The 23,587-nt window shown below is 36.5% G+C and carries 20 protein-coding genes; 4 read left to right on the forward strand and 16 right to left on the reverse strand.

What is annotated here, in order from left to right:
* Nucleotides 1-78 precede the first annotated feature (78 nt).
* A complete protein-coding gene (locus tag MUB18_RS00580) occupies nucleotides 79-912 on the forward strand; it encodes a sulfurtransferase (protein ID WP_248754688.1) in 834 nt (277 codons plus the stop codon).
* A 165-nt stretch (nucleotides 913-1,077) separates the two neighbouring features.
* Here the strand turns inward: MUB18_RS00580 and MUB18_RS00585 are convergent, their stop codons facing one another.
* From MUB18_RS00585 to gyrB, 4 genes are all read right to left on the reverse strand, one after another.
* Nucleotides 1,078-2,979, reverse strand: a complete 1,902-nt coding sequence (locus MUB18_RS00585) for an ATP-dependent DNA helicase RecQ (RefSeq protein WP_248754689.1) — start codon at nucleotides 2,977-2,979, stop codon at nucleotides 1,078-1,080.
* The gene (locus tag MUB18_RS00590) at nucleotides 2,976-5,060 is read right to left on the reverse strand and encodes a ComEC/Rec2 family competence protein (RefSeq protein WP_248754690.1); all 2,085 of its coding nucleotides are present in this window, start codon (nucleotides 5,058-5,060) and stop codon (nucleotides 2,976-2,978) included. The genes MUB18_RS00585 and MUB18_RS00590 overlap by 4 nt, the downstream gene beginning before the upstream one ends.
* Nucleotides 5,060-7,108, reverse strand: a complete 2,049-nt coding sequence (locus MUB18_RS00595) for a ComEA family DNA-binding protein (protein WP_248754691.1) — start codon at nucleotides 7,106-7,108, stop codon at nucleotides 5,060-5,062. Before MUB18_RS00595 ends, MUB18_RS00590 begins: the two co-directional genes overlap by 1 nt.
* A gap of 504 nt (nucleotides 7,109-7,612) precedes the next feature.
* Nucleotides 7,613-9,571: a DNA topoisomerase (ATP-hydrolyzing) subunit B gene (gene gyrB, locus MUB18_RS00600; RefSeq protein WP_045753176.1), complete on the reverse strand. Its 1,959-nt coding sequence runs from the start codon at nucleotides 9,569-9,571 to the stop codon at nucleotides 7,613-7,615.
* A gap of 190 nt (nucleotides 9,572-9,761) precedes the next feature.
* Here gyrB and MUB18_RS00605 point away from each other — a divergent pair, with 190 nt between their 5' ends.
* Nucleotides 9,762-10,373, forward strand: coding sequence for an OmpH family outer membrane protein (locus tag MUB18_RS00605; protein ID WP_045753175.1), 612 nt, complete (start codon nucleotides 9,762-9,764; stop codon nucleotides 10,371-10,373).
* 114 nt (nucleotides 10,374-10,487) lie between these two features.
* Nucleotides 10,488-11,390, forward strand: a complete 903-nt coding sequence (locus tag MUB18_RS00610; RefSeq protein ID WP_045753174.1) for a CorA family divalent cation transporter — start codon at nucleotides 10,488-10,490, stop codon at nucleotides 11,388-11,390.
* On the opposite strand, the gene tsaB is transcribed toward MUB18_RS00610, so the two are convergent.
* The 5 genes from tsaB to mscL form a co-directional block, all read right to left on the reverse strand.
* A complete protein-coding gene (gene tsaB / locus MUB18_RS00615; protein ID WP_248754692.1) occupies nucleotides 11,385-12,092 on the reverse strand; it encodes a tRNA (adenosine(37)-N6)-threonylcarbamoyltransferase complex dimerization subunit type 1 TsaB in 708 nt (235 codons plus the stop codon). The two genes, MUB18_RS00610 and tsaB, sit on opposite strands and share 6 nt — an antisense overlap.
* 16 nt (nucleotides 12,093-12,108) lie before the next feature.
* Complete coding sequence (gene yidD / locus MUB18_RS00620; RefSeq protein ID WP_045753172.1) at nucleotides 12,109-12,363, reverse strand: membrane protein insertion efficiency factor YidD; 255 nt, start codon at nucleotides 12,361-12,363, stop codon at nucleotides 12,109-12,111.
* A complete protein-coding gene (locus MUB18_RS00625; RefSeq protein ID WP_045753171.1) occupies nucleotides 12,326-12,751 on the reverse strand; it encodes a ribonuclease P protein component in 426 nt (141 codons plus the stop codon). The genes yidD and MUB18_RS00625 overlap by 38 nt, the downstream gene beginning before the upstream one ends.
* A gap of 66 nt (nucleotides 12,752-12,817) precedes the next feature.
* On the reverse strand, nucleotides 12,818-12,976 hold the full coding sequence (gene rpmH / locus MUB18_RS00630) for a 50S ribosomal protein L34 (RefSeq protein WP_045753170.1): 159 nt from the start codon (nucleotides 12,974-12,976) through the stop codon (nucleotides 12,818-12,820).
* Between the two features lie 186 nt (nucleotides 12,977-13,162).
* Complete coding sequence (gene mscL, locus MUB18_RS00635; RefSeq protein WP_045753169.1) at nucleotides 13,163-13,570, reverse strand: large-conductance mechanosensitive channel protein MscL; 408 nt, start codon at nucleotides 13,568-13,570, stop codon at nucleotides 13,163-13,165.
* 252 nt (nucleotides 13,571-13,822) lie between these two features.
* Between mscL and MUB18_RS00640 the strand changes: the two genes are divergently transcribed.
* Nucleotides 13,823-14,464 (forward strand): response regulator transcription factor, encoded by a 642-nt coding sequence (locus tag MUB18_RS00640; protein WP_045753168.1) that lies wholly within the window; start codon nucleotides 13,823-13,825, stop codon nucleotides 14,462-14,464.
* Nucleotides 14,465-14,486: 22 nt separating this feature from the next.
* Here the strand turns inward: MUB18_RS00640 and MUB18_RS00645 are convergent, their stop codons facing one another.
* From MUB18_RS00645 to MUB18_RS00675, 7 genes are all read right to left on the reverse strand, one after another.
* Nucleotides 14,487-15,629, reverse strand: coding sequence for a sugar phosphate isomerase/epimerase family protein (locus MUB18_RS00645; protein ID WP_248754693.1), 1,143 nt, complete (start codon nucleotides 15,627-15,629; stop codon nucleotides 14,487-14,489).
* 183 nt (nucleotides 15,630-15,812) lie between these two features.
* A complete protein-coding gene (gene ftsZ / locus MUB18_RS00650; RefSeq protein WP_248754694.1) occupies nucleotides 15,813-17,504 on the reverse strand; it encodes a cell division protein FtsZ in 1,692 nt (563 codons plus the stop codon).
* A 140-nt stretch (nucleotides 17,505-17,644) separates the two neighbouring features.
* Nucleotides 17,645-19,009, reverse strand: coding sequence for a cell division protein FtsA (ftsA, locus tag MUB18_RS00655; RefSeq protein WP_045753165.1), 1,365 nt, complete (start codon nucleotides 19,007-19,009; stop codon nucleotides 17,645-17,647).
* Nucleotides 19,010-19,033: 24 nt separating this feature from the next.
* A complete protein-coding gene (locus tag MUB18_RS00660; RefSeq protein WP_248754695.1) occupies nucleotides 19,034-19,876 on the reverse strand; it encodes a cell division protein FtsQ/DivIB in 843 nt (280 codons plus the stop codon).
* The gene (murC, locus tag MUB18_RS00665) at nucleotides 19,869-21,224 is read right to left on the reverse strand and encodes a UDP-N-acetylmuramate--L-alanine ligase (RefSeq protein WP_248754696.1); all 1,356 of its coding nucleotides are present in this window, start codon (nucleotides 21,222-21,224) and stop codon (nucleotides 19,869-19,871) included. Before murC ends, MUB18_RS00660 begins: the two co-directional genes overlap by 8 nt.
* A gap of 5 nt (nucleotides 21,225-21,229) precedes the next feature.
* Complete coding sequence (gene murG / locus MUB18_RS00670) at nucleotides 21,230-22,333, reverse strand: undecaprenyldiphospho-muramoylpentapeptide beta-N-acetylglucosaminyltransferase (protein ID WP_045753162.1); 1,104 nt, start codon at nucleotides 22,331-22,333, stop codon at nucleotides 21,230-21,232.
* Nucleotides 22,334-22,346: 13 nt separating this feature from the next.
* Nucleotides 22,347-23,555, reverse strand: a complete 1,209-nt coding sequence (locus tag MUB18_RS00675) for an FtsW/RodA/SpoVE family cell cycle protein (RefSeq protein ID WP_045753161.1) — start codon at nucleotides 23,553-23,555, stop codon at nucleotides 22,347-22,349.
* Nucleotides 23,556-23,587: the final 32 nt, after the last annotated feature.

Consider the following 23,587-nt stretch of genomic DNA (forward strand, 5'->3'; position numbering starts at 1 on the left):
AGCCCTAGCAAATTGCTAGGGCTTTTTTGTTTATATCAAAAACATAATTAAATTTACCTAACGTAAATTTAGTAAACCATGTATTTTCCATCTTCCCTCATTACCACAGCACAGCTGCAAAAAGAATACGAAAAACCTAATGTCATCTTATTAGACTGCACGATTGACAAAGTGGGACAGTCCTTAAAAGATGCGCAATTAGCATTGATACCAAACTCCCTATTCTTCGATATTGAGAACACATTCTCAGATCACAGTAGTCCCCTACCACATACACTCGTTTCGACAGAAGTATTTACAAAAGGCATTCAAGAATTAGGTATTAACCAAAATAGCATCATTATACTATATGATCGGTGGGGTGTATATTCAAGTCCTCGAGCATGGTGGATGTTCAAAGTGATGGGTTTTGAACAAGTTTATGTTTTAGATGGGGGATTGCCTGCATGGCAAGAAAAACATGAGCCAATAGCTGATCAATACATAAAACCATTAGCTAAAGGCAACGGTGAAGCACGATTTAATAGAGCATGGTATGCAGATAAGGATTATATATTAACGCAATATCAAAATAGCGGAACACGTATTATAGATGCTCGTAGCCAAGCTAGATTTACCGCATCAGCCCCTGAACCAAGAGCAGGATTAAGAAGAGGACATATTCCATATTCATCTAATCTTTCATTTGATCTAGTACTAGAAGGAAATAACTACCGTTCAAAAGAGGAATTGAAAAAATTATTTGAAACATTCAATGCTACCCATGAACAAATCTTCACCTGTGGCTCTGGAGTCACAGCATCCATATTAGCTTTTGCTAGTCATTTAATCGGTAATCAAAACATCAAAGTATATGATGGATCTTGGTCCGAGTGGGGACAAGAAGATCTTGATTTACCTATTGCCCAATAGGTCTACACATCCACAAAAACACAAAACAAATAGAGTGGGAAATGATTAGATCCAAAAAAAATAAAGCAAAATAATTAAACGCTTAGATTAACGGATAATATGGCTATACAACATGACTATTTTAATAAATAGCAGGTGAAAAATTAAATAGATTTAGATTTCAAATTAGATCTTCGTATTCCAGAAGTAAAGATCCTCAACTATCCGAATCTTATGGCTGTCGATTAAGCTTCTCACCACATCTAATTTTATCTCATCATCACCAATAGAAATTTGTCCGATCAGATCTTGAATAGTTTGGGGTTTACCCAGTAAAATACGTTCAATCTCTAGCTTAATATTACGGTGCATCATCACCTTATGATTCCGAATAAGACAAAGATCACAAACTTGACAAAACAAGGTATTCTGCTCACCAAAATACTGAAGGAGTGACTGACTGCGACAAGGTGAATGCTCAATATAATTGATCATGGCTTCCACTTGAGTAATTTTGACCTGTTGCCTTTCCATAATAAAAACATGATCGACATATAGATTTTTATAATCGACACGATCTTGTAAAAACGATAATTGAGGAGCATCAGTGGGTGGTATATAGCTTGCGATTTCCATTTGTACCAAAGCATGGATTAAGCTGACAATCTGCTCATAAGATACCCCTAATTTTTTAGCAAACTCGTATTCATTTATGGTAATATAATCATCAAAAACACCACCATAAGATCGTAAAATTGCTTTTATAAGTTTATCGTACCGCTCGTATTGTACTTGGATCTTGTATAATTCCTGATGATTGACTTCAAATTTAAACCTTGAAGGAATAAAAACTGCTTCCGATACCGCTAACCATCCGTCTTTTTCTAAAAATTTGAGCGCACTCAAAGTCGGTATTGTTTCAATTTTATATTTTTTTATAAAAGCGACAACATCAAAATCAAATGTAAGCCCCTCACCCGCTCCATATGGGATTTGAAAATGATTACATAAATGATGGTATACCTGTTGAATAAAAGCGACAGAAGGAAAACTAAGTTTAACATTTTTTAAAAGACGGTCCTTATCTCCCTGTTGATACAATAAGACAGGAAACGCTTTTTTTCCATCTCGACCAGCCCGACCTGCTTCCTGATAGTAAGCTTCTAAAGATTCGGGAATATCCAAATGAATAACAAATCTGACATCAGGTTTATCGATTCCCATCCCGAAAGCATTTGTAGCCACAATGACACGAGTCCGGTTTTGCATCCAAGCCTCTTGCTTGCTATCACGTTCTTTTCCTAATAATCCAGCATGATAAAAATCGGCACTAATCCCATTATTTACTAAATAACGGGCTACCTCCTGTGTTTCTCTTCTATTACGAACATATACGACACCTGAACCACCCAGCTTTTGAATGATTCGGATCATCCGTCCAGCTTTATTTTCTTCTTCTAGGGCCATATAACCAAGATTATCGCGCAAGAAACTTTTGACAAATACATTATTCTGCTTAAACTGCAGTTTATCTTGGATATCTGCGATGACCGCAGTCGTTGCCGTAGCCGTCAACGCAAGGAAAGGTACATCAGGATGTAATTCCTTTAATTTACCCAGTTGCAAGTAAGGAGGCCTGAAGTCATACCCCCATTGTGAGATACAATGAGCTTCATCAATGGCAAAAAGATTGACAGGCATATGTTTGATACGTTCCTGTACCAATTCACTGTAGAGACGCTCCGGAGATAAATACAGGAATTTGATCTGCCCGAAAATGCAATTATCTAAAATAATATCCACTTCTCTAGGCTTCAGACCCGAGTAGATCGCAACCGCTTGGATACCGATATCTTTAAGATGCTGCACTTGATCTTTCATCAGAGCGATTAATGGCGTTACAACTATACAAATGCCTGGCAGAATCATTGCCGGAATTTGAAAACAAATTGATTTGCCACCCCCGGTTGGCAAAAGTGCCAACGTATCTCTCTTCTCCAGAACAGATTGAATGATTTCTTCCTGTAATGGACGAAAACTATCATGTCCCCAATACTGTTTTAAAATGCTGATGCTATCTAAACTCATAATAACTCCTGATCCCAAACATACGCAAAATTATTTTTTATGCTATAATGAGCCACCCCCAAACTATCCAGTTGATGCTCCCAAATTCTGATATTGGCGTCACTGCTTGTACCATCAAATAAAACAAGCTTCGGGTCAACAAGTTTAATATGATCGACAAAATTCCATTTACTATTTTTGCGTACAACCAAGATATCTGTCGGCTGCACCGTAGGAGATCCATGTTCTAGCATTTGAACGGTAAAATTTGATTTCTGAATGAGATAATTTGTCCTGAGAGAATCACTTGAAGCCAATGAAATAAAATCAATATCTTTCCAGTTTGAAAATCGCGTTAAATCCCGATTGACACTATAGACTAAATTTCTAGAATTTAAGGAATCAAAAGAACTAATTAAAGTAACCTTACTCTTATTTATAAAGGCAAGAGTGATTTCTTTTCTCGTATTATAAATACGAAAACCGCTATAATTTAATTGAACATATTGCTGGTAACTAAATAGTATGATTAAAACAAATAAAAAAATAGTGCTGCAATATAAAGCAGATTTATTTCTCCAATACCATGCATAGCTACCTACCAATACCACTGCAATACTGAGCAGAACCATAAGCGGAGAAAAAATAAGACCTGTCCATGTTGCAAAGGGCAATTGATCCAAGAACTTCAACATCTCGAACATCATTTGGATACACCATTGCATTATATTTCCTAACCATACATTCACAATTTCAAACGGACTAAACAGCATTCCTATGCCTACATACATGATGATGGTAACAGGGACGATAACGAGCACATTTGCGATCAAAAAGTAATTCGGAAACTGACCAAAATAATATAGAGCCAAAGGAGCAGTCATTATTTGGGCACTTAAGGAAATCATGACACTATCCCAACCTATCCGTCCCAAGCGACTGCCACCAAGAAAAATTGGACATTTAAATAATGGAAAAAGTAAAACAATACCCAACACCGCACAATAAGATAACTGAAACCCGATATCAAATAGCATATTCGGCTCCAATAAAAGCAGTACGAATGCAGATGATGCCATCGTATTTAACATATTAGCTTCCCGCTGTATCAATCTAGAAATCAAGAAAAAACTAAGCATTATCGCAGCCCTTAAAATAGAGGGAGCCATACCTGTTAAAATAGTATAAGCCCATATTGATAACAGTAATAAAACAAGCCTAAAAACATTAAAAGTATCATTTCCTTTTAATTGCTTTAATATCCACATCAGAAACAAGAACACAATGCCGACATGCATACCCGAAACACTCAACACATGAATAGTCCCAGTATTGCTAAATGTCTGTATAACCTCAGGAGACATCATCGTCCTATATCCGACGATAAGTGCTACAGCAATTTGAAAAGATTCCTCATCTGCCACATACTTTTTAAATTTATCAACTAAATTTTGCCTTATCTGAAGTGCCAAAGCCTTTATATGCCATCCTTTATTATGATTAATAATCTTATATTCATGAGCATTCAAGAAGATCTGAGCATGGATACCTTGATGCATCAGATAATTCTTATAGTCAAATTCAAGCGGATTATAAGATGTAGGTATTTGTTGTATCTTATTGACAAATATGAGCTCATCACCATAACGAATTGATGTAGTACTATCCAATACGATAGTCATCATAAGTTTACCCGTAGCTTTTCTAAAAGATACTCCGATCTGCTGTGCTAGCACTTTAACAGGAAATCTGACTATACCATTTTTCACAATAGGCTCATCATCCACAATCCCGACCAACTGTTCACTTGCCTTCCCGTAAAAATGAGCACGATCAATATCAGCGTATGTCCTCCAAATATTCCACATTCCAAATACAGATAACATGAAATAACCATTGATCATAAATAAAACACCCAATCTCGAACGTTGAAAAAAGAAGATAAAATGAATGATAACACTAATAACAAGTGATATTTGAACCATAATAAAACGACTATCGTCAGCTCTACTAGCATTCGCTATCCATATACCTAAACCGTAAAAAAACAGAAATTTAAGAAAAGGAACTTTCTTCATCTGTTCATAAAAATTAGTTCTCATCAGAATTGGAATCTTAACTGCAATTTAATTTCTGATTTCAGATTACCTTGGATCACATCCAAACCCGATCCTATACTTGCTAATCCAGGATAATAAAATGCCGATACTTTGGCCCATACATCAATACCTTGACCTATCCTATATCGCACATTGTTATAAAAGCGCCAACCTTTTTGATAGTATAATGGAAATGAAGAAGCATATAAAACATCATTCTCATAAGCATATATCCGTGTATTATAACTATCCGTATGAAAATAAGCAATACGTAAATTCGTTGTCATTTTACTTTGATCCGGACTAAAAAACAAATCCTGATAGACCATCCAGCCATATTGTTTGTCCCCCAGCCCCTTCTGGTATTGGGTTCCCTCTCCACGACTACGGATACTCCAAACGTTACTCAGTTTATACCTATATTCCAATCTTAATTGAGCTTTGCTTACCTCTGCTAATCCAGTAGCAGCATCGTTGGTACTTTCAGCATTTTCTTCCTTGACACGATAGCGTACACGTAAAGATAAATGTCCTCTTTTATACCAGATATAAGAAAATTGAGATAAGACATCATACCCCGAAGAAGGTTCCGATACACGATAACGAAGCCATGGAAATTTAAAAATGTCAACATAAGTAGTCCACTGAACTTTTCGAGAAGGATGGTAGACCAACCCCGTATAGAGTCCCTTTTCATTGCGCGCACCCTTCGTTTCACCCATTGATTGCGCAAAAAAACTGTGGTAATTCTTCTGATAATCCCGGTATAACAACACAGTAGAAAATTGAGGAGATATGCCAGTGATCGCACCTGCTAACCAAGCATATCCACTATCGAGACTAGTTGCAAGCTCACCAAAAAAATAAGAATTACGAAACGTATAATTATAATAGACACTTGCATTTCGCAGTAAATTTCCCTCAAAGTCGTACTTATTTTCAGGTCTTTTCCCAAGCAATTTGCTTCCATCAAGATGAGTCGCGACAAAATTGCCCCCAATTTTCAATCTATTTTTGCTATACATGATATTATTCCCGTACACCAGCTGCCCAATAGCCTTTCTATACCCTTGTTCAGTAGGAGTTCGATGAAGACCTGAAATTGCCAATGTAGTTATTGCTCTTTCATCATTAATCACTTTCACATTTCCATCAATGAGCCTATAAGAAATATAAGGTGTAAGTTCAAACCGACCAATAGCTATAGTACCCGATATCCCTCTTAAGAAATTAGCCTCATTCAGTGAAGTATATGATCTCAATCCAGCACCCTGTCTAGCCGCACTTTCAATCATGCTACCCTTACCAAAACTTAAACCATTCCACATCGTCAAACCCTGGCCTATTTGCAAAGCAAAATCGCCAATCACCACCTGCTTTACTTTACCAAGATCACGAATAGACAAACTTGCCGAGTAAAAATCAAAACCATAACGCTGTTTATCCCTAAAAAAAGGTTCTCCAGCATCTTTATCCATATTGATGGACAATCGAATCTTATTATTATAATTAAAACGATACCGTATCAAGTATCTATTGGGATCTCCTAGGTAACGAGACCGAGTCGTATCCCTGATCTGATAACCTTTAGCTTGATGCAGTAAACGACCATAGCGCAACATCACTTCCTGTTCAGCTTTTGTCACTAAATTTTTCAATGTAAAGTCCCGATAGTGGATCGTATTCGAAACGGTAACAAATGGAAGTAAATTTTGAACCGTTCGAACATCAAAACCAGCAATACTTTGCAGCTCTTGCACCGAAATAAAATCGCCAGATTCCTTTCGATGTGCCAACAAATTCTCAATTTGAAGCATACTCAGAAATAATAAGTCCTGCAACTCATCACCATCAGTTGTGTTCAGGTTGATCGGATGCTTGATATAATGGGACCAACGCTCAGATATTTCACTTGCATCTACGTCTTGATCCAATTCTTCCAAAAGCTGTTCAAATAATTGGTCTAAGGTCAATTCAGGATTTTCTTGAGCAAAGATATAGGATGGGTCCAGCAGGAAAATCCAAGATAATAAGTAGAGTTTTAATTTCATAGGCTTTTGCTATACGTAATTACTCATTAGAAATATTGAAAATAGATGATGCTCCATATGTTAAATTGGCATCATGGATTCAACATTATTTCCCGAAAGCTTTGTAAAAAGCAATCAAAAATAAATTAGAGATATACGTTATAATTAAAATAACATATGCACATTTTAAAATGTTGGAATAACTATCACCTCAGGATCAGCAATAACAGACACAGCATTAGCAAGTATAATATGGCTTAATTATTCATTTAATAAACCATATTAGGTTAAATAATGAATAATTGGTTCTCGACATAAAGGTTCTAGTTTCCTTTCTTAAACGATTTATTTAGGCTTACCAGTAGTCTTGAATGTATAAAAAGTCAATTTAAATATCAAGAAAAACTAATAAAATATTTAATTTACGGTTATTATTTTAATTATACAAGAGATGTAGTCAATTTATAACAAAAAAAGGTCTAACTACCGAAGCAGTTAGACCTTATAAAATCTTAATCTTAAATTTTAGATATCTATTTTAGCATAACGTGAATTACGTTCGATAAATTCGCGACGAGGAGCAACCTCGTCACCCATTAACATCGAAAATATACGATCACACTCAGCAGCATTTTCAATTGTAACTTGACGCAATGTACGAGTATCAGGATTCATTGTTGTATCCCACAGTTGCTCTGCATTCATTTCACCAAGACCTTTATAACGTTGTACATGCACACTATCTTCCTTACCACCACCTTTCAACTGTTGAATAGCATTCAAGCGTTGATCTTCATTCCAAGCATATTGATGATCTTTACCCTTCTTAACTAAATATAAAGGCGGAGTCGCAATATAAATATATCCTTTCTCGATCAGTTCTTTCATATATCTGAAATAGAACGTTAGAATAAGCGTAGTAATGTGAGAACCATCGACATCCGCATCGGTCATGATAATAATACGATGGTAACGCAATTTTTCTAGATTCAGCGCTTTAGGATCATCTGGAGTACCTAAGCTGACACCTAGAGCAGTAAACATATTTTTGATCTCTTCGTTTTCATAGATCTTATGTTCCATTGCTTTTTCAACATTCAGGATCTTACCACGAAGAGGCATGATCGCTTGATACTTACGGTCACGACCAGACTTAGCAGTACCACCCGCTGAATCTCCCTCGACAAAGTAAATCTCACATTTTGTAGGATCGTTATCTTGACAATCTGCTAGCTTACCAGGTAAACCAGAGCCGCCCATTACTGTTTTTCTTTGTACAAGATCACGAGCCTTACGAGCTGCTGCACGAGCTTGAGCTGCAATAACGACTTTTTGAACGATTGCTTTAGCCTCTCTAGGATTTTCTTCCAAATATATATTTAAAATCTCCCCTACAGCAACATCAACAGCACCCATTACTTCTGAGTTCCCTAATTTAGTCTTTGTTTGTCCTTCAAACTGAGGCTCGGCGACTTTTACAGAAATAACAGCTGTCAATCCCTCACGAAAATCATCACCCGTAATTTCGACTTTCAAATTTTTCAATAATCCAGAACGATCAGCATATGCTTTTAAAGTACGTGTCAAACCACGGCGGAAACCCGCAACATGAGAACCACCTTCGATTGTGTTAATGTTATTCACATATGAATGCACATTCTCTGTGTAAGTCTCGTTATATTGTAAAGCCAATTCAACTGGAATCCCTTGTTTGATGCCTTCGACATAAATCGGATGTGGGATAATCGGATGACGGTTACTATCTAAAAATTGAACAAACTCTTGTAATCCACCTTCAGATAAAAACACATCTTGACGTAAAGTACCATCTTCCAAAGTCTCTCTTTCATCTGTCAAGGACAACTTGATCCCTTTATTTAAGAAAGATAACTCACGAAGACGGCTCGCCAATGTATCATAGTTATAGACCGTAGTCGTTGTGAAAATTTCACTGTCTGGAGTAAACGTAACAATAGTACCGTTTAGATCAGAATCTCCAATCTCCTTAACCGTATATAATGGCTTACCTTTCTCATACTCTTGCTGAAAAACTTTACCATCACGGTGAACAACTGCTGACAAATGAATAGATAAGGCATTCACACAGGAAACCCCCACACCGTGAAGACCACCTGATACCTTATACGTATCCTTATCAAATTTACCACCAGCATGTAATACAGTCATTACAATCTCCAGTGCCGATTTATTCTCCTTCTTATTGATACCAGTTGGAATCCCACGTCCGTTATCTTTGACGGAAATAGAATTGTCTTTATGGATAGTGACAAAAATATCTGTACAATAACCTGCAACGGCTTCATCGATAGAGTTATCGACTACCTCATATACCAAATGGTGCAAACCTTTAACCCCGGTGTCTCCAATATACATGGAAGGGCGTTTACGTACAGCCTCTAATCCCTCTAAAACTTGGATATTATCAGCTGAATAGGATGATGCATTTTTGTTTTCTTCGCTCATTGAAACTAATTAAATACTTGTAATCAAAAATACGAAATTTTAACCACTTTAACAAGTAAACGAGATGTGATCACAAGCAATTTAATACGCTATAATTCCATAATTATTTTATATTTTAGCATTCGAAAATCCGAAATGTAATTTTTTTATAGTAGGTTTGTTCTTATTAAAACGTGTAATCAAATAAACAATGAGTAATATATTTTCAACTTTATCAAAAGTAACCTTGGGACTAGCTATTTCGGTTGCTGCAGTATCTTGTTCTCAAGAATCAAAAACAACAGGTCCGACATCTTCTAAGGACTCTACATCAACAAAAGAGACCTCAACAAAAGTTGAGAAAATCGTATACATCAATTCAGATTCTCTATCTCAAAAATATGAGTACTTCAAAGATATCAGAAGTAAATTAGAAGCTAAAGTTAAAAAAGCACAAGCCGACTTGCAAGGTAAAAGCCAAGCCTTCCAACGTGAAGTAGCAGATTACCAACAAAAAGCTCCTAATTTGAGTGCAGCTGAAAGACAAGCTACAGAAGAAAAATTAGCACGTAAGCAAGATGAATTAAGCCGTTTAGATCAAAACGCATCCTCTTCATTAGCGCAAGACGAATCTGCTGAATTCAACAATGTATATAACAAAATTACTGAATTCTTAAAAAAACACGCTAGTGATAATGGTTACACACTGGTGTTGACATATTCAAAAACAAATCCAACAGTATTGTATGCAGATTCAAAATTGGAAATTACCAATGAAGTGGTGAAACAATTAAATGAAGAATATAAAAAAGAAAAGAAATAACATTTCTAAAATAAGAAAATAAGAAAGCCGCTCAATAGCGGCTTTCTTATTTATACACAATTTGCAAATTGAAAATCTCTTCGCTATCTTAACATCTTAATCCGATTCCATAATATGATATCCACCATAGTAAGTAAAGAGCAGGCGAATTATGAATGGATCGATGTGTTCGAACCAAGTGTGACCGATCTCGAAACCTTGAAAGAAAAATACAAGCTCAATCAAGCATCGATTAAAGATTCATTAGAGCCAGAACATCTACCCAAAATAGAAGAATTTGATAATTATACCTTTATCATATTACGGATGGTATCATCAACATTTAAAGATAATTCGGATAATATTGGTGAGATAACAGACCGTCTTACTATTTTTTATGGTGCAGACTTTGTCATCACCCTTCATAAAAAAAATGTAGATTTTATTCACAAGATGAAATTGCTTGATTTTAGATCAACCAAACTGAGCGACACCAAGCATTTAGCCAATCACATCACGACAGCAGCTCTAGCAACGTTTGAAAAAATATTACCAAAAATATCCACCAAACTTGACGAATACGAAGAAAGCGTATTCCTTGCACGTCAGAAAAAATTAGTACTCAAACATGTCTATTTCATCAAGAGGCAGATTGATGTGGTCAGAAAGGTCATCATTCTATACAAAGAGATTGTAGAACATTTTCACGCCAATCAAAAAAGAAATGTGTATAGCAGAGATTTAAAAGACCTATTTTTAAGAACCAATACGCTGTATGACAATCTTTCGGAAAATACAAGTCAGCTACTCAACATATACTTTAACATCTCATCCAACCATACCAATGAGATCATGCGTATATTGACCATTTTCTCCGTATTTTTTATGCCCATTACTTTTGTAGCCGGCGTATATGGGATGAACTTTAAAAACATGCCCGAATTAGAATGGTACTATGGATATCCATTAGCAATCGCTATTATGTTGGGCATTTCCTTAGCGATTTACTATTGGTTCAAAAGAAAAGGTTGGCTATAACCCAACCTTTTTCTTAGGCGTAGTTGCCACAAAATCTTTTAAATAATAAGGCTCAAAATAAGCTACATCTTCAAATTCACCAGCCTGGTATTTTTCAAATGCAATTTGACTGATATCAACAGCATTTGTCTGAATACCCGCAATGACATCAACGCCATACACATCGGAAAAAGAAGATTCCAGTTTATCTGCACCAGGGCCAAAGAGGCATATTCGATCATAATGACTCAAGTATTGATCAAAACTAGTTGTATCAATGATCAAAGCCTGCGTATCAACTAGCACCTTTCCCAGGTGATCAAAAAATATAGAATAAACTTCCATTCGTCTCGCATCCAGCATCGGGATATACAGGTCATAAGGTAGCAATTGTGCCTGACTGGCGCGAAAACCTGTATAGATGCCCGTCAGTGTATTGACAGCGATCAGCGGAATATCTAAAGCGTAGCATAGACCTTTTGCAGTAGAAACACCGATTCTTAGCCCCGTATAAGATCCCGGCCCCATACTTACTGCGATTGCAGACAAATCGCCAAAACCTATATTTTCTCGATCCAATAATGTTTGAATAAGAATCGTTAGTCGAGAAGCGTGAACATGAGGTTCATCTACACTTTCGTGCTGGCGAACCTGCCCAGATTCAACAAGAGCTACTGAACATACAGAAGTTGAAGTTTCGATTTGTAAAATATAAATGCACATAATTATAGAAAAAAAATTAAGGAACAGGATCATGACCATGCCCACCCCAGGGATTACAACTCAAAATACGTTTAATTGCTAACCATCCACCTTTAAATGGCCCATATTTTTGTATGGCTTGATACCCATATTGTGAACACGTAGGTGTATACCGACAATTGGCGCCTAAAAAAGGGGAGATAAAAAGTTGATAAAATCGAATAAGGGCTAAAAACAGCAGACTAAAGAACCGCTTAATTATCTTTTGCCAAATATAATTTAGAACATTCATTCTGTAGTTTTAACAAAGCTTTTCCCATGTGACTATACAAAAAATCATACGCTAACAAGCCCTTACCAACATATTGTATTGTCAATAACAAAGGTAATTGATGCTGCTCTAAAAATGGAAGTAAACTATCATTTTTTTGCAAACGATAACATTCTTTCATTCGCCGTTTCATCAGATTACGATCAACAGCTCTTTTGAATCGTCTTTTAGAAACCGATAAGATGACTTGTGTTGAAGAATTTGCTAGAATGAGACCACTATCTTCTGAAGGTGAATAGAAGACGATACGGTAGGGATAACAAACAAAAGAAGAACCTTTATGAAACAATGCATCAATCAACTTGACACTACATAAACGTTCTTCTTTCTTAAATGTATTTTTAATCATAATCGATGACTGAAAAGTAGGCCACGTTACTACACGAGCCTCCTGGCCACCAGCTACGCAAAAATATTAACCTTTGTGACGACCTTCGTCAGAAACTGTAAGGCGTTTTCTACCTTTTGCTCTACGAGAAGCTAAAATTCTTCTACCATTTGCAGAACTCATACGATCTCTGAATCCGTGCTTGTTTCTTCTTTTTCTTTGCGATGGCTGAAATGTTCTTTTCATGACGCTTAATATGCTAAATTATTTTTGATTCTATTAATAAAACTCCCTAAAGAGGAATGCAAAAGTAAAATATATTTTAGAGAATTACAAACAATAATTGCAACTTCTCCAAAATAGTGGAATATTCAACAAAAAAACAGACAAAGAGAGGTTTTCTTTATCTGTTATGTATATGTTGATATGGGATTACTTGTTTTTAAGTAAATCTCTGATTTCGGTCAAAAGAACTTCTTCTCTAGGTGGAGCTGGCGCTACTTCTGGAGCTTTCTCTTCTTTACGTTTCATAGAATTCAAAGCCTTAATGACCAAGAAAATACAGAATGCAACAATAAGAAATTGAATGACGACATTAATAAAGTTTCCTAGATTAATCGATACTTCAGGTTTCTTAGCCACCTCGTCAGCCGCTTTAAGAACATATTTAATTTGTGAAAAATCAACACCACCCGTTAAATAACCAATTGGAGGCATAATGATATCATCCACCAGAGAAGTAACAATTTTCCCAAATGCACCACCGATAACAACACCGACAGCTAAATCAACTACGCTACCGCGCATAGCAAATTCTTTAAACTCTTTCAAAAATCCCATAAAATAAAATGTTTACTGTTGTAATTTTTAACCTAAATATAAGCTAATTTCGCTAAAATAGACATAAAATCATCTTTTTTTCTCATGTTTTTTCACTAAAACAATCAAGACATATCGCATTATAGAATAAAATAAACAGAAAAGAATTATATCTTTGGCTATATTTACAAATATTTTATTAACTGTATTTCAGTATTTTTATTTATTTTTAACACCACATATTCGCATAGTAATATTTCCTAAACATCGCCCATGAAAAAAATATTAATTGCTGACGACCATAGTATCGTTCGATTAGGAGCATCTGTTATTATAAAAGAAAGTATGCCGGAATGTGTTATTACGCAGGCCCAAGATTATAATGAAGTGCTCAAATTACTTCAAGAAGAAGTTTTCGATTTACTTTTACTAGACATTAACATGCCTGGTGGAAATAATATTAGAGTAGTAAAAGAAATACTAGAAATACAAGAATCTATAAAAATCTTAATATTTTCTTCTTATGACGAATCACTATATGCACTCCGCTATATAGAAGCTGGTGCTGCCGGATTTGTTAACAAAAGTACTGCAATGGCTGAATTGAGCAATGCCATACTCACAATAAGAGAAAGAGGCAAATACATGTCAGATGAAGTAAAAGATTTATATGTTAAAAAATTAACACAAAGCAAATCCAAGCTGAATACCATGAACCCCCTTTCAAGACTTTCCAATCGGGAGGTCGATGTTGCTAAATATCTAATCCAAGGACATGGAATAATTGAAGTCTCGACGACATTAGATTTAAGTCCATCGACGGTAAGTACATATAAGAGCCGGATATTTGAAAAATTAAATGTCTCTAATATTCCAGAACTCATTGAAATATTTAGAATTCACTCTGCAAACTAATCTGCAGAGTGAATTTAAAAAGTTAACGTAATTGATCAATCGTTACCACAGGAATATCTTTGCCACTTGGCGTGATGAGTTCTGTTTCTTGTCGATAGGTATATCCATTCTTTTCATCCAGATCCCACAGCATAGGAGCAAAGAAATGAACACAAGCACTAAATCCTTGCATTATAGCGGCCATACTACCCGTATCTTTCGAATTTTTAGCCTCATTTTCAATTTCAAATACACCAGAAAAAGAACGACTTTTTAACGTATCCACCAATGCTCTCCAATCCATACTATCCGAACCTCCAAAACCAGGCAGCATAGCCTCATAATGATGACGATCCCAATCATGAGCTGGAATAGCGATATTAGCCGCCTTAGCAAGATCAGTATCTACATGTTGCATTGGATACATACCACCCCAATCTGTTCTTGCTATCGTATTTAAATTGCGTGTAGTCTTTACATGTATGCGATGCAAGCGTGCTATATCCATTGCGTTTATCACAGCAACCGGATCAGTATGCTGCCAGACATCATGCGATGGATCATAGATTTCACCATGAGCCCGACTTGGTATCATCTCGTACATCAATTTTCGAGCAGCTAAAACAGCAGGTAAATTATTATAAGTACTGGTATAACGAGACGATCGCCACCCTTCCATAGGACAATTTTCATACAGAACTGTCACTCCCAGATCTTCAGCATATTTTATAATCGGAGCAAAAACACGCTTATATTCATCTAGATTTTTTTGAAAACCATCAATCTGATTTCCAAGATCATGATTGTAACCAACAAAAGTTCCGACTTTAACATTATTCGCATCGCCCCCCAATAAATGAGCAATCCGGATTAGTTTTAATAAATGGTTTTGATTTTTAATACGTTCCCCCTCTTCTCCACCAATCATATTTTCAAAAGCACCCAGAGATAACTGTAGTTGCGACTGATTGAAAAGTTCTAAAGTGCTTTTTGCGTCTTCACGAGAAAAACCTTCATAATCTAAATGTGTTGCAGTATGATCTTTTCGAGTACCATCTTTTCTAAACACGCATAAATCAATGCCAGAAGCACCTATATCCTTTGTTTTATCTATTAAATTTGGTAATTCCAGCTTATCAAAAGCAGAACTCATTACCCATATTGGATTATTCATTTTATGATTCATATATATACGATTTAATTTTCTGTCATATGGAATAAACAGGTATATAAGCTCATTTTTCACAGCTTATTGTCATGTGTATATTCATAAATATGATGACATTCAATATAAATGGTTAAAAATTAAAGATACAAAAAAAGCTACCTCATACGAGATAGCTTTTATTATAATTTATTCAAAAATAAACTAATCTACATTATCATGTAAAAAAGAATTATTGGGTCTAATCTCTGTATTTCCGTCTTCAAATGACAGGGTAAATCTAGAAACCTGAGATTGAGAAGAATGCGGCGTATCATCTAATGACATCTGCTTTCTTTTATAAGCAGGCTCATTCTCTAATTCTTGAAGTCCATTTGAAGATTTCAATTTCATACTCAATTCTTTTAATCTCAAGATACGCTCTTTAGTACGCACCAACTGATCTTCAAAAGAAACTTGCTCTTCTTCTACTTGCTCAATTTCTGCCTTGTTATTCACTGAAGCTGAAAAATTACTATTTTGTTCTTCTTGAGCAGAAACAGAACCTGTAGCATACTCATCAAATACTGTTGGCATTTGAAATTGAAATACTGAAGGAGATGTTTTTAATTGAAAATCATTCCCCTTTTGCATAGACAATGATTCCTCTTCCACTACTTCTTCAAAATTCAATTCATGGCGAATAATCGCATTTTCTTCTACCTTAACTTGAGCTTGTTGTTGAACAACGTTTTTAGGTGTTGAAAATAAATCGTTTGTCGTCGTAGGTGCAGAAAAATTCTCTGTATTAGTTTGAACAGGATTTACTAAAGGTGTGTTGCTTACCTCTTTTTGAACGAACTGGTTCACCGGTTTTATAAATGATGCAACTTGTTCAGCTGCAGTCAAAGGCATTGTAACTTTCGTATTCTCACGTTCCAGATCTCTTTCCTCAGAAGTCTGGAATCCTGTAGCAATAATCGTTACCGATAATTCCTCACCAAAGTTCTCATCAATACAGTTACCCCAGATTAGATCTGCAGAAAGACCCGCTTTCTCTTGGATATAATCCGTAATAATAGCTACTTCATCCATCGTTACTTCTTTTAAACCAGAAGTAATATTCAATAAAATATAACGCGCACCTTCGATCTCATTATCTTTCAACAATGGAGAAGCTAGCGCACCTTCTACCGCTTTGATGGCACGGTCTTCACCTTCCGCAACAGCATTACCCATGATCGCGACACCACTATCATTCATCACAGTACGCACATCTTTAAAATCGACGTTTACATAACCAGGAATAGTAATAATCTCTGCGATACCTTTTGCAGCAGTTGTTAATATATCATCAGCTTTTGCGAAAGCTGCAGTCATTGTTAAATTACCAAAAATTTCTCTCAGACGGTCGTTTGAGATTACCAAATACGAATCTACATATTTCCGTAGTTCGGACAAACCTTCTTCAGCCTGAGAACGGCGTCGTTTACCTTCAAAAGTAAAAGGAGTAGTAATAATCGCAACAGTCAAAATACCCAATTCCTTAGCAGCTTTTGCTAATACAGGACTTGCACCAGTACCCGTACCACCACCCATACCAGCGGTAATAAAAAGCATCTTTGTGTTGGTACCCAACATACGTTTGATATCGTCAATACTTTCGATAGCTGAATTTTCACCCACATCAGGATCTGCACCGGCACCCATACCTTCTGTCAAACTCATACCCAATTGTACTTTATTAGGTATTGGACTTAATTCCAAAGCTTGAGCATCGGTATTACACACGATGAAATCTACTCCACTAATTCCTTGCTTATACATGTGGTTAACAGCATTACCGCCACCACCACCAACCCCAATAACCTTAATTATTGATGATTGTTCTTTTAACATTTCAAACTGTATTGACATATCTTATCCCTATTTAACTCATAATGACTTCAGTACAAACTTCACCTAAACTCAATATTCGTAATGTAATAATAACATATTTTCAACAATTTTTTTCCACAAATGTTTAAAATGTGGAAAAAAACCTAAAGTGTTGAAAACTATTTTTTATCCAAGAAAGTGGCATCATCAATTTCATTGCCATCCTTCATTAATTTTTTAAACCACGTTAATAAACCATGCTCCTTTTGTTGCTGCTCACCGACCTCTTTAACAGACTCGACATCTTTTTTGACAACCTTAGGTGCTCTTCTTGTTTCCACTTCATCCTCGTGCGCCTGAATACCCTTCATCAACAAACCAATACTGGTTGCATACAATGGGCTTTTCAATTCTTCATACAAAGCTTTCGGCAGGACTTCATTTTTCGCGAGGTATTCATTTGGAAAACCAATACGGCAATCGATACCCGTAATGTATTCGACAAGCTGCACCAGATGTTTTAATTGTGCACCTCCACCAGTAATAACGATACCACCGATCAGTTTATTTTCATATCCTGAAGATTTGATTTCATAATACACATGTTCGATGATCTCTTCCATACGTGCTTGAATAATGTATGCAAGATTTTTTACAGAGATCTCTTTCGGCTCACGACCTTTTAAGCCGGGAACACAAATCACCTCATTTTCTTTATTTTCATCAGCCAATGCCGATCCAAATCGTGTTTTTAATAATTCAGCTTGACTTCTCAATACAGAACAACCTTGACGAATATCTTCCGTCACTATATTTCCCCCCAACGGAATTACAGCAGTATGACGAATGATTCCCTCATGGAAAATAGCTACATCCGTAGTACCTCCACCAATATCAACTAAAACAACACCAGCATTTTTTTCGTCATCATCCAATACAGCTTCAGATGATGCCAAAGGTTCAAGAATCAATTCTGAAACTTCCAAATTTGAATTATCAATACATCTTTTGATATTTCGGATATCCGTAACACGACCCGAAATAATATGAAAATTCGCTTCGATACGACGACCAGCCATACCAATAGGCTCCCGAATACCCGGCTCATTATCAATAGTAAATTCTTGTGGCAACACGTGGATAATTTCTTCTCCAGGAGGCAACACCAATTTATACATATCTGAAATAAGACGTTCAATATCTCTTCTTGTCACTTCATCATCGCTATCAGTCTTGGTAAAAATACCACGATGTTGAATACTTTTAATATGTTGACCAGCAATACCAACATTCACCACCTTGATATCCACATTCGATTGATTTTCGGCTATTTCAACCGCCTCAAGAATGCTGCTTACCGTTTTTTGAATGTTAGCAACTACGCCTCGGCTTACTCCTGCCGAGTCTGCTTTACCAACTCCTAAAAGTTCTATTTTATTTCCGCCGCTCCGTCTTCCCACGGTAACGCAAATCTTGGTTGTACCAATATCGAGACCCACAATAATTGGGTTCTCTCTTTCGATTTCTGCTGATTTTGGGTTCATAATATTCTGTATTGATGCTGTATACTATAATGTGTTATTCTTTATTTTCTTCTCTGGATGATGCAAATCATCAAATGTCCAAACACCACGCTTTTCACAAATGATTTGACCTGCATATTTTACATTTACTTTATTGTAAGCATCAACCCCAACTTTAGGGATGATTTCTTTATAAAATGTTCTTAACAAACTAAATTTTTGTTCCAACGAATCCGCAGTGCCTATAATAAGCTGCTGATTGCCGACACGCGGAACCAATTCAATATCTTTATCATTATTGACAAATACCTGAACAACCTGATTGCTCCATAATTCATCATTTTCAATAAACTGCGTCACGCGAAACAGATCTTTCACTAAAGAAGTGTTGACCGAATCCAAGGGATTTTTATATCCTTCTTCAATATTACCCGTCGCAATCATTACATGTGGCACATACTTTAAAGTAGTCGGTACCTTCAATCCATTTAAGTCGATATAATATTCTCGACCATTTTTATTAATGACACGCATCACCACCTCACGTTGTGCAATATTGATGGCGATAATACCATCCATATCCAAATGCACACTTGCCTTAGATACGTAAGGCAATTTTTTCAATGTTTTTTCAATTTTTTCTAAAGGAATATCAAGTAATCGCTTCCCGATAATATTTCCATAATTTTTGCTAATAAGTGCCGAAATATCACCCTGGTCTATAAAAGCTTCCTTTCCCTCTATAAAAATATTCACCTCACGACAGACCTGTTGCTCATCCTTACGGTTGACCAATGACATCACAATGATTACAGCTATCACTCCAAGAAAAAAGAGTGATAAATATAAGACGCGATTCCATCGTATGTTGTGTAAATATTTAAGCATTTACTAAAATTTCCTTCAATGGTTTTACTAACTTATCAATATCCCCTGCACCGACCGTGACCAACAATTCCAGTTTTTCGTTTTGAGCAATTTCCAATACCTGTTGTGGCGTAACAACAGCTTTTTCTGGCGCTGTAATCTTACTCAACAACCAAGACGAATTTACACCTTCAATAGGCAATTCGCGTGCAGGATAGATCTCCATCAACAGCAAACGATCGGCCATAGATAGCACTTCTGCAAATCCATCTATAAAATCACGTGTTCTGGTGAAGAGATGTGGCTGAAATACAACTGTTAACTTTTTATTCGGATATAATTTTCGCATAGAACTCAAAAAAGCACGCAATTCCTCCGGATGATGTGCATAATCATCTACATAAATAGCAGACGGAGTTCTTACGATATATTCGAAACGCCTTTTAACGCCCTTAAAATTAGCTAAGGCTAATTTTATTTTATCATCTGCAATACCCAAAATACGAGCAGCAGTTATTGCCGCCACAGCATTTTCAACATTATGTGTGCCAGGTATGCCCAAATGAATATGCTCAATCTTTGAATCTGCTGAAATATAATCAAAGTAAAACTCGCCATCTCGAACATGTACATTGGAAGCATATACATCTGCCACATCATGTCCAGAATATGCGATTTGACTGTCAAAAGGTAATCCCTTCTTCACAATACGCGTGCCGCCCTCAACAACTCGATCCAAATACATTTGGAAAGTCGCCAACAGTTGACCCGCATCACCATAAATATCCAGATGATCAGCATCAGCTGAAGTCACAATTGCAATATTAGGATGTAAGGTCAAAAATGAACGATCATATTCATCAGCTTCGACTACGACAACATCATTATTACCATATAACACGTTAGTATCGTAATTAGAACTGATTCCACCTAAAAAAGCAGAACAGTCAAAACCACTATCTTTTAAAATATGAGCGACCATCGTTGAAGTCGTAGTTTTACCATGTGTACCAGCCACACCAATTGTAAACCGACTTTCACTAATGATACCTAAAACTTCAGACCTTTTATGTAAGGTATGGCCTACTTGCTCTAAATAATGTTTAATCTTCGAATCTTTTGGTATAGCAGGTGTAAAAATGATTAATGTAGCATCATCCGGAGCATTGAAAATCGGATCTATAGTATCGATTTCATCAACATATGAAATAGCAATACCTTCAGACACCAATGTTTTAGTCAATTCAGTCTCCGTACGATCATATCCTTTTACCACACATCCTAAATGAGCAAAATAACGAGCAAGCCCACTCATTCCAATTCCACCGACCCCAATAAGATACACCTGTTTGATTGCGTCAATTTTCATTATTTCTACCTTTTATTTGCCAATTTTATAACTTCTTTCGCGATGACAACATCCGCATCAAGAAGCGCTAATTTCTTTATATTTCGAGCCAAAATATGTGACTCAGACTCCTTATTTAATAAAGCGATAGCTGTATCAAACAGAGTTGCTTTCGCCTCATTATCCTTTACCAATACTGCCGCTTGTTTATGTACCAATGCCATTGCATTTTTTGTTTGGTGATCTTCCGCGACATTTGGCGAAGGAACCAACACCACCGGTTTGCCTACCACACACAATTCTGAAATGGTACCAGCACCTGCCCTAGCAATTATGATATCAGCAGCAGCATAAGCATAGTCCATTCGCTGTAAGAAAGCAAGCATATGGATGCGACCAGAAAGTTTATCTTTCAGCTCTTGACTCAGCTGATCAAAATAATAACTTCCACATTGCCATATTACCTGAATATTAGCGTGGTCCAATTTCTCCAAAGACGCCATGACACTTTCATTTAAAGTACGCGCCCCTAAGCTACCACCCGTCACTAAAATCGTCTTTTTATTAGCATCTAATCCAAAAAAAGCCAAAGCTTCCTCACGCTTACCTTCAATCTCAATAGAAGCACGACGAATAGGATTACCTGTTAACAATAATTTCTCTTCTGGAAAGAATTGTTCCATCCCTTCATAAGCAACACAAATCTTAGCAGCCTTATTTCCCAATCGCTTATTAGTCACCCCGGCATAAGAATTTTGTTCTTGCACCAGAGTCGGTATACCCAAGCGGTTGGCCACCATCAATAAAGGTCCAGAAGCAAAACCCCCAACACCAACAGCCACATCAGGTTTAAACTCACGGACAATTTTACGAGCCTTGTTCATGCTTTTAAAAAGCTTGAATGGTAAAAAAATATTTTTCCAAAACTCTTTTCTATTGATCCCTTGAATATCTAGTCCCACGATTTGATATCCCGCAGCCGGTACTTTTTCCATTTCCATACGACCATTAGCTCCAACGAAAAGAATTTCGTTTTGAGGATCCAATGCTTTTAGTGCATTAGCAATTGCCACTGCTGGAAAAATATGTCCACCAGTACCACCTCCACTTATGATCACACGTATAGCCATTTCTTATTTATTTTTACGCAGAAATTGTACCCACGACCACTCTTTTCTCTTTCGGTCGCTCATCCAATTCCTGTTTACCTTTTAATTCTTCAATATTTCTACTTACACTCAAGATAATACCCAGAGCGATACTTGTAAATAAAATAGACGTTCCACCCATACTTACTAACGGAAGCGGAACCCCGGTTACCGGACCCAAGCCCACGGCCACAGCCATATTGGCAAATGCCTGAATGGTCAAACTAAATCCCAGTCCAGCCGCCAAAAAAGCACCGAATGCTTTTGGACTTAATGTGACTATACGAATACAGCGATACATTAAAGCCAAATAAAGAAAAATCAAGACCACTCCCCCAATCGTTCCATACTCCTCAATGATGATGGCAAATATAAAATCGGAATACGGGTGCGGCAATACATTTCTCTGAATACTATTACCAGGCCCCTTACCAAATACACCACCTGTTGCAATTGCTATCTTTGCATTATTAGCTTGATAGTTTTTATCATCTTGAAATGAAACAGGCATTCCCTCCTGTTTTTCTTTTTCAACCCCGATAAAAGATTTAACACGACTGTAATATGTTGCACGTCTAGGACCTACCGAAACGACGATAATGCCTAACAATACGACTCCTGCAGATACAATAGCAATTTGCTTAAAGCTGATACGTCCAATCAAAAGCAGGAGCACACATACCCCAAACAGCATAATTGCCGTAGACATATTTGCCCATGCAATTAAAACAAACACACCACAAACAGCTCCCATTATTGGAATAAAAGACTTTTTAACATCTTTAATTTCCTCTTGCTTTCTTGATAGCATACGAGCCAAAAACGTGATCAGCGCCAACTTCGCCAAATCCGAAGTTTGAAAAGTCTGATTGATCACCGGTATGGTAACCCACCGACTTGCATCGTTCACTTTACTTCCAAAGATCAAAGTATACAATAACAATGGAATTGTAATCGCCATTAATAATTTGGAAATGCCCGCATAATAACGATAATCCAGTTTATGGGATAAATACATCAACACAAAACCAACAGCAATTAAAGAGAAGTGCTTGAACAAATACAATTCTGTCCCCTTTCCTTCTTTATATGCCAGCGTACCTACAGAACTGTAGACGGCCAACAAAGACCAGCCCGAGAGTAGGATCACAATAATCCATATCCATCGGTCGCCTTTTAATTTAGAAAGTAGATGCTCTACCATAATTAATCACTTTAGATTTAAAAACCTATACC

Origin of the sequence: Sphingobacterium sp. PCS056, assembly GCF_023273895.1 — a bacterium.
Classification (GTDB): domain Bacteria; phylum Bacteroidota; class Bacteroidia; order Sphingobacteriales; family Sphingobacteriaceae; genus Sphingobacterium.

What these genes read in the sequence shown, in the direction of transcription:
- yidD (WP_045753172.1), bottom strand. Translation starts at nt 12,363, where the DNA reads ATGAATGTTCTAAATTATATTTGGCAAAAGATAATTAAGCGGTTCTTT.
- MUB18_RS00640 (WP_045753168.1), top strand. Translation starts at nt 13,823, where the DNA reads ATGAAAAAAATATTAATTGCTGACGACCATAGTATCGTTCGATTAGGA.
- ftsZ (WP_248754694.1), bottom strand. Translation starts at nt 17,504, where the DNA reads ATGTCAATACAGTTTGAAATGTTAAAAGAACAATCATCAATAATTAAG.
- rpmH (WP_045753170.1), bottom strand. Translation starts at nt 12,976, where the DNA reads ATGAAAAGAACATTTCAGCCATCGCAAAGAAAAAGAAGAAACAAGCAC.
- MUB18_RS00675 (WP_045753161.1), bottom strand. Translation starts at nt 23,555, where the DNA reads ATGGTAGAGCATCTACTTTCTAAATTAAAAGGCGACCGATGGATATGG.
- ftsA (WP_045753165.1), bottom strand. Translation starts at nt 19,009, where the DNA reads ATGAACCCAAAATCAGCAGAAATCGAAAGAGAGAACCCAATTATTGTG.
- MUB18_RS00580 (WP_248754688.1), top strand. Translation starts at nt 79, where the DNA reads ATGTATTTTCCATCTTCCCTCATTACCACAGCACAGCTGCAAAAAGAA.
- MUB18_RS00595 (WP_248754691.1), bottom strand. Translation starts at nt 7,108, where the DNA reads ATGAAATTAAAACTCTACTTATTATCTTGGATTTTCCTGCTGGACCCA.
- MUB18_RS00660 (WP_248754695.1), bottom strand. Translation starts at nt 19,876, where the DNA reads ATGCTTAAATATTTACACAACATACGATGGAATCGCGTCTTATATTTA.
- MUB18_RS00585 (WP_248754689.1), bottom strand. Translation starts at nt 2,979, where the DNA reads ATGAGTTTAGATAGCATCAGCATTTTAAAACAGTATTGGGGACATGAT.
- MUB18_RS00645 (WP_248754693.1), bottom strand. Translation starts at nt 15,629, where the DNA reads ATGAATCATAAAATGAATAATCCAATATGGGTAATGAGTTCTGCTTTT.
- tsaB (WP_248754692.1), bottom strand. Translation starts at nt 12,092, where the DNA reads ATGTGCATTTATATTTTACAAATCGAAACTTCAACTTCTGTATGTTCA.
- murC (WP_248754696.1), bottom strand. Translation starts at nt 21,224, where the DNA reads ATGAAAATTGACGCAATCAAACAGGTGTATCTTATTGGGGTCGGTGGA.
- MUB18_RS00590 (WP_248754690.1), bottom strand. Translation starts at nt 5,060, where the DNA reads ATGAGAACTAATTTTTATGAACAGATGAAGAAAGTTCCTTTTCTTAAA.
- MUB18_RS00625 (WP_045753171.1), bottom strand. Translation starts at nt 12,751, where the DNA reads ATGATTAAAAATACATTTAAGAAAGAAGAACGTTTATGTAGTGTCAAG.
- MUB18_RS00610 (WP_045753174.1), top strand. Translation starts at nt 10,488, where the DNA reads ATGATATCCACCATAGTAAGTAAAGAGCAGGCGAATTATGAATGGATC.
- mscL (WP_045753169.1), bottom strand. Translation starts at nt 13,570, where the DNA reads ATGGGATTTTTGAAAGAGTTTAAAGAATTTGCTATGCGCGGTAGCGTA.
- murG (WP_045753162.1), bottom strand. Translation starts at nt 22,333, where the DNA reads ATGGCTATACGTGTGATCATAAGTGGAGGTGGTACTGGTGGACATATT.
- MUB18_RS00605 (WP_045753175.1), top strand. Translation starts at nt 9,762, where the DNA reads ATGAGTAATATATTTTCAACTTTATCAAAAGTAACCTTGGGACTAGCT.
- gyrB (WP_045753176.1), bottom strand. Translation starts at nt 9,571, where the DNA reads ATGAGCGAAGAAAACAAAAATGCATCATCCTATTCAGCTGATAATATC.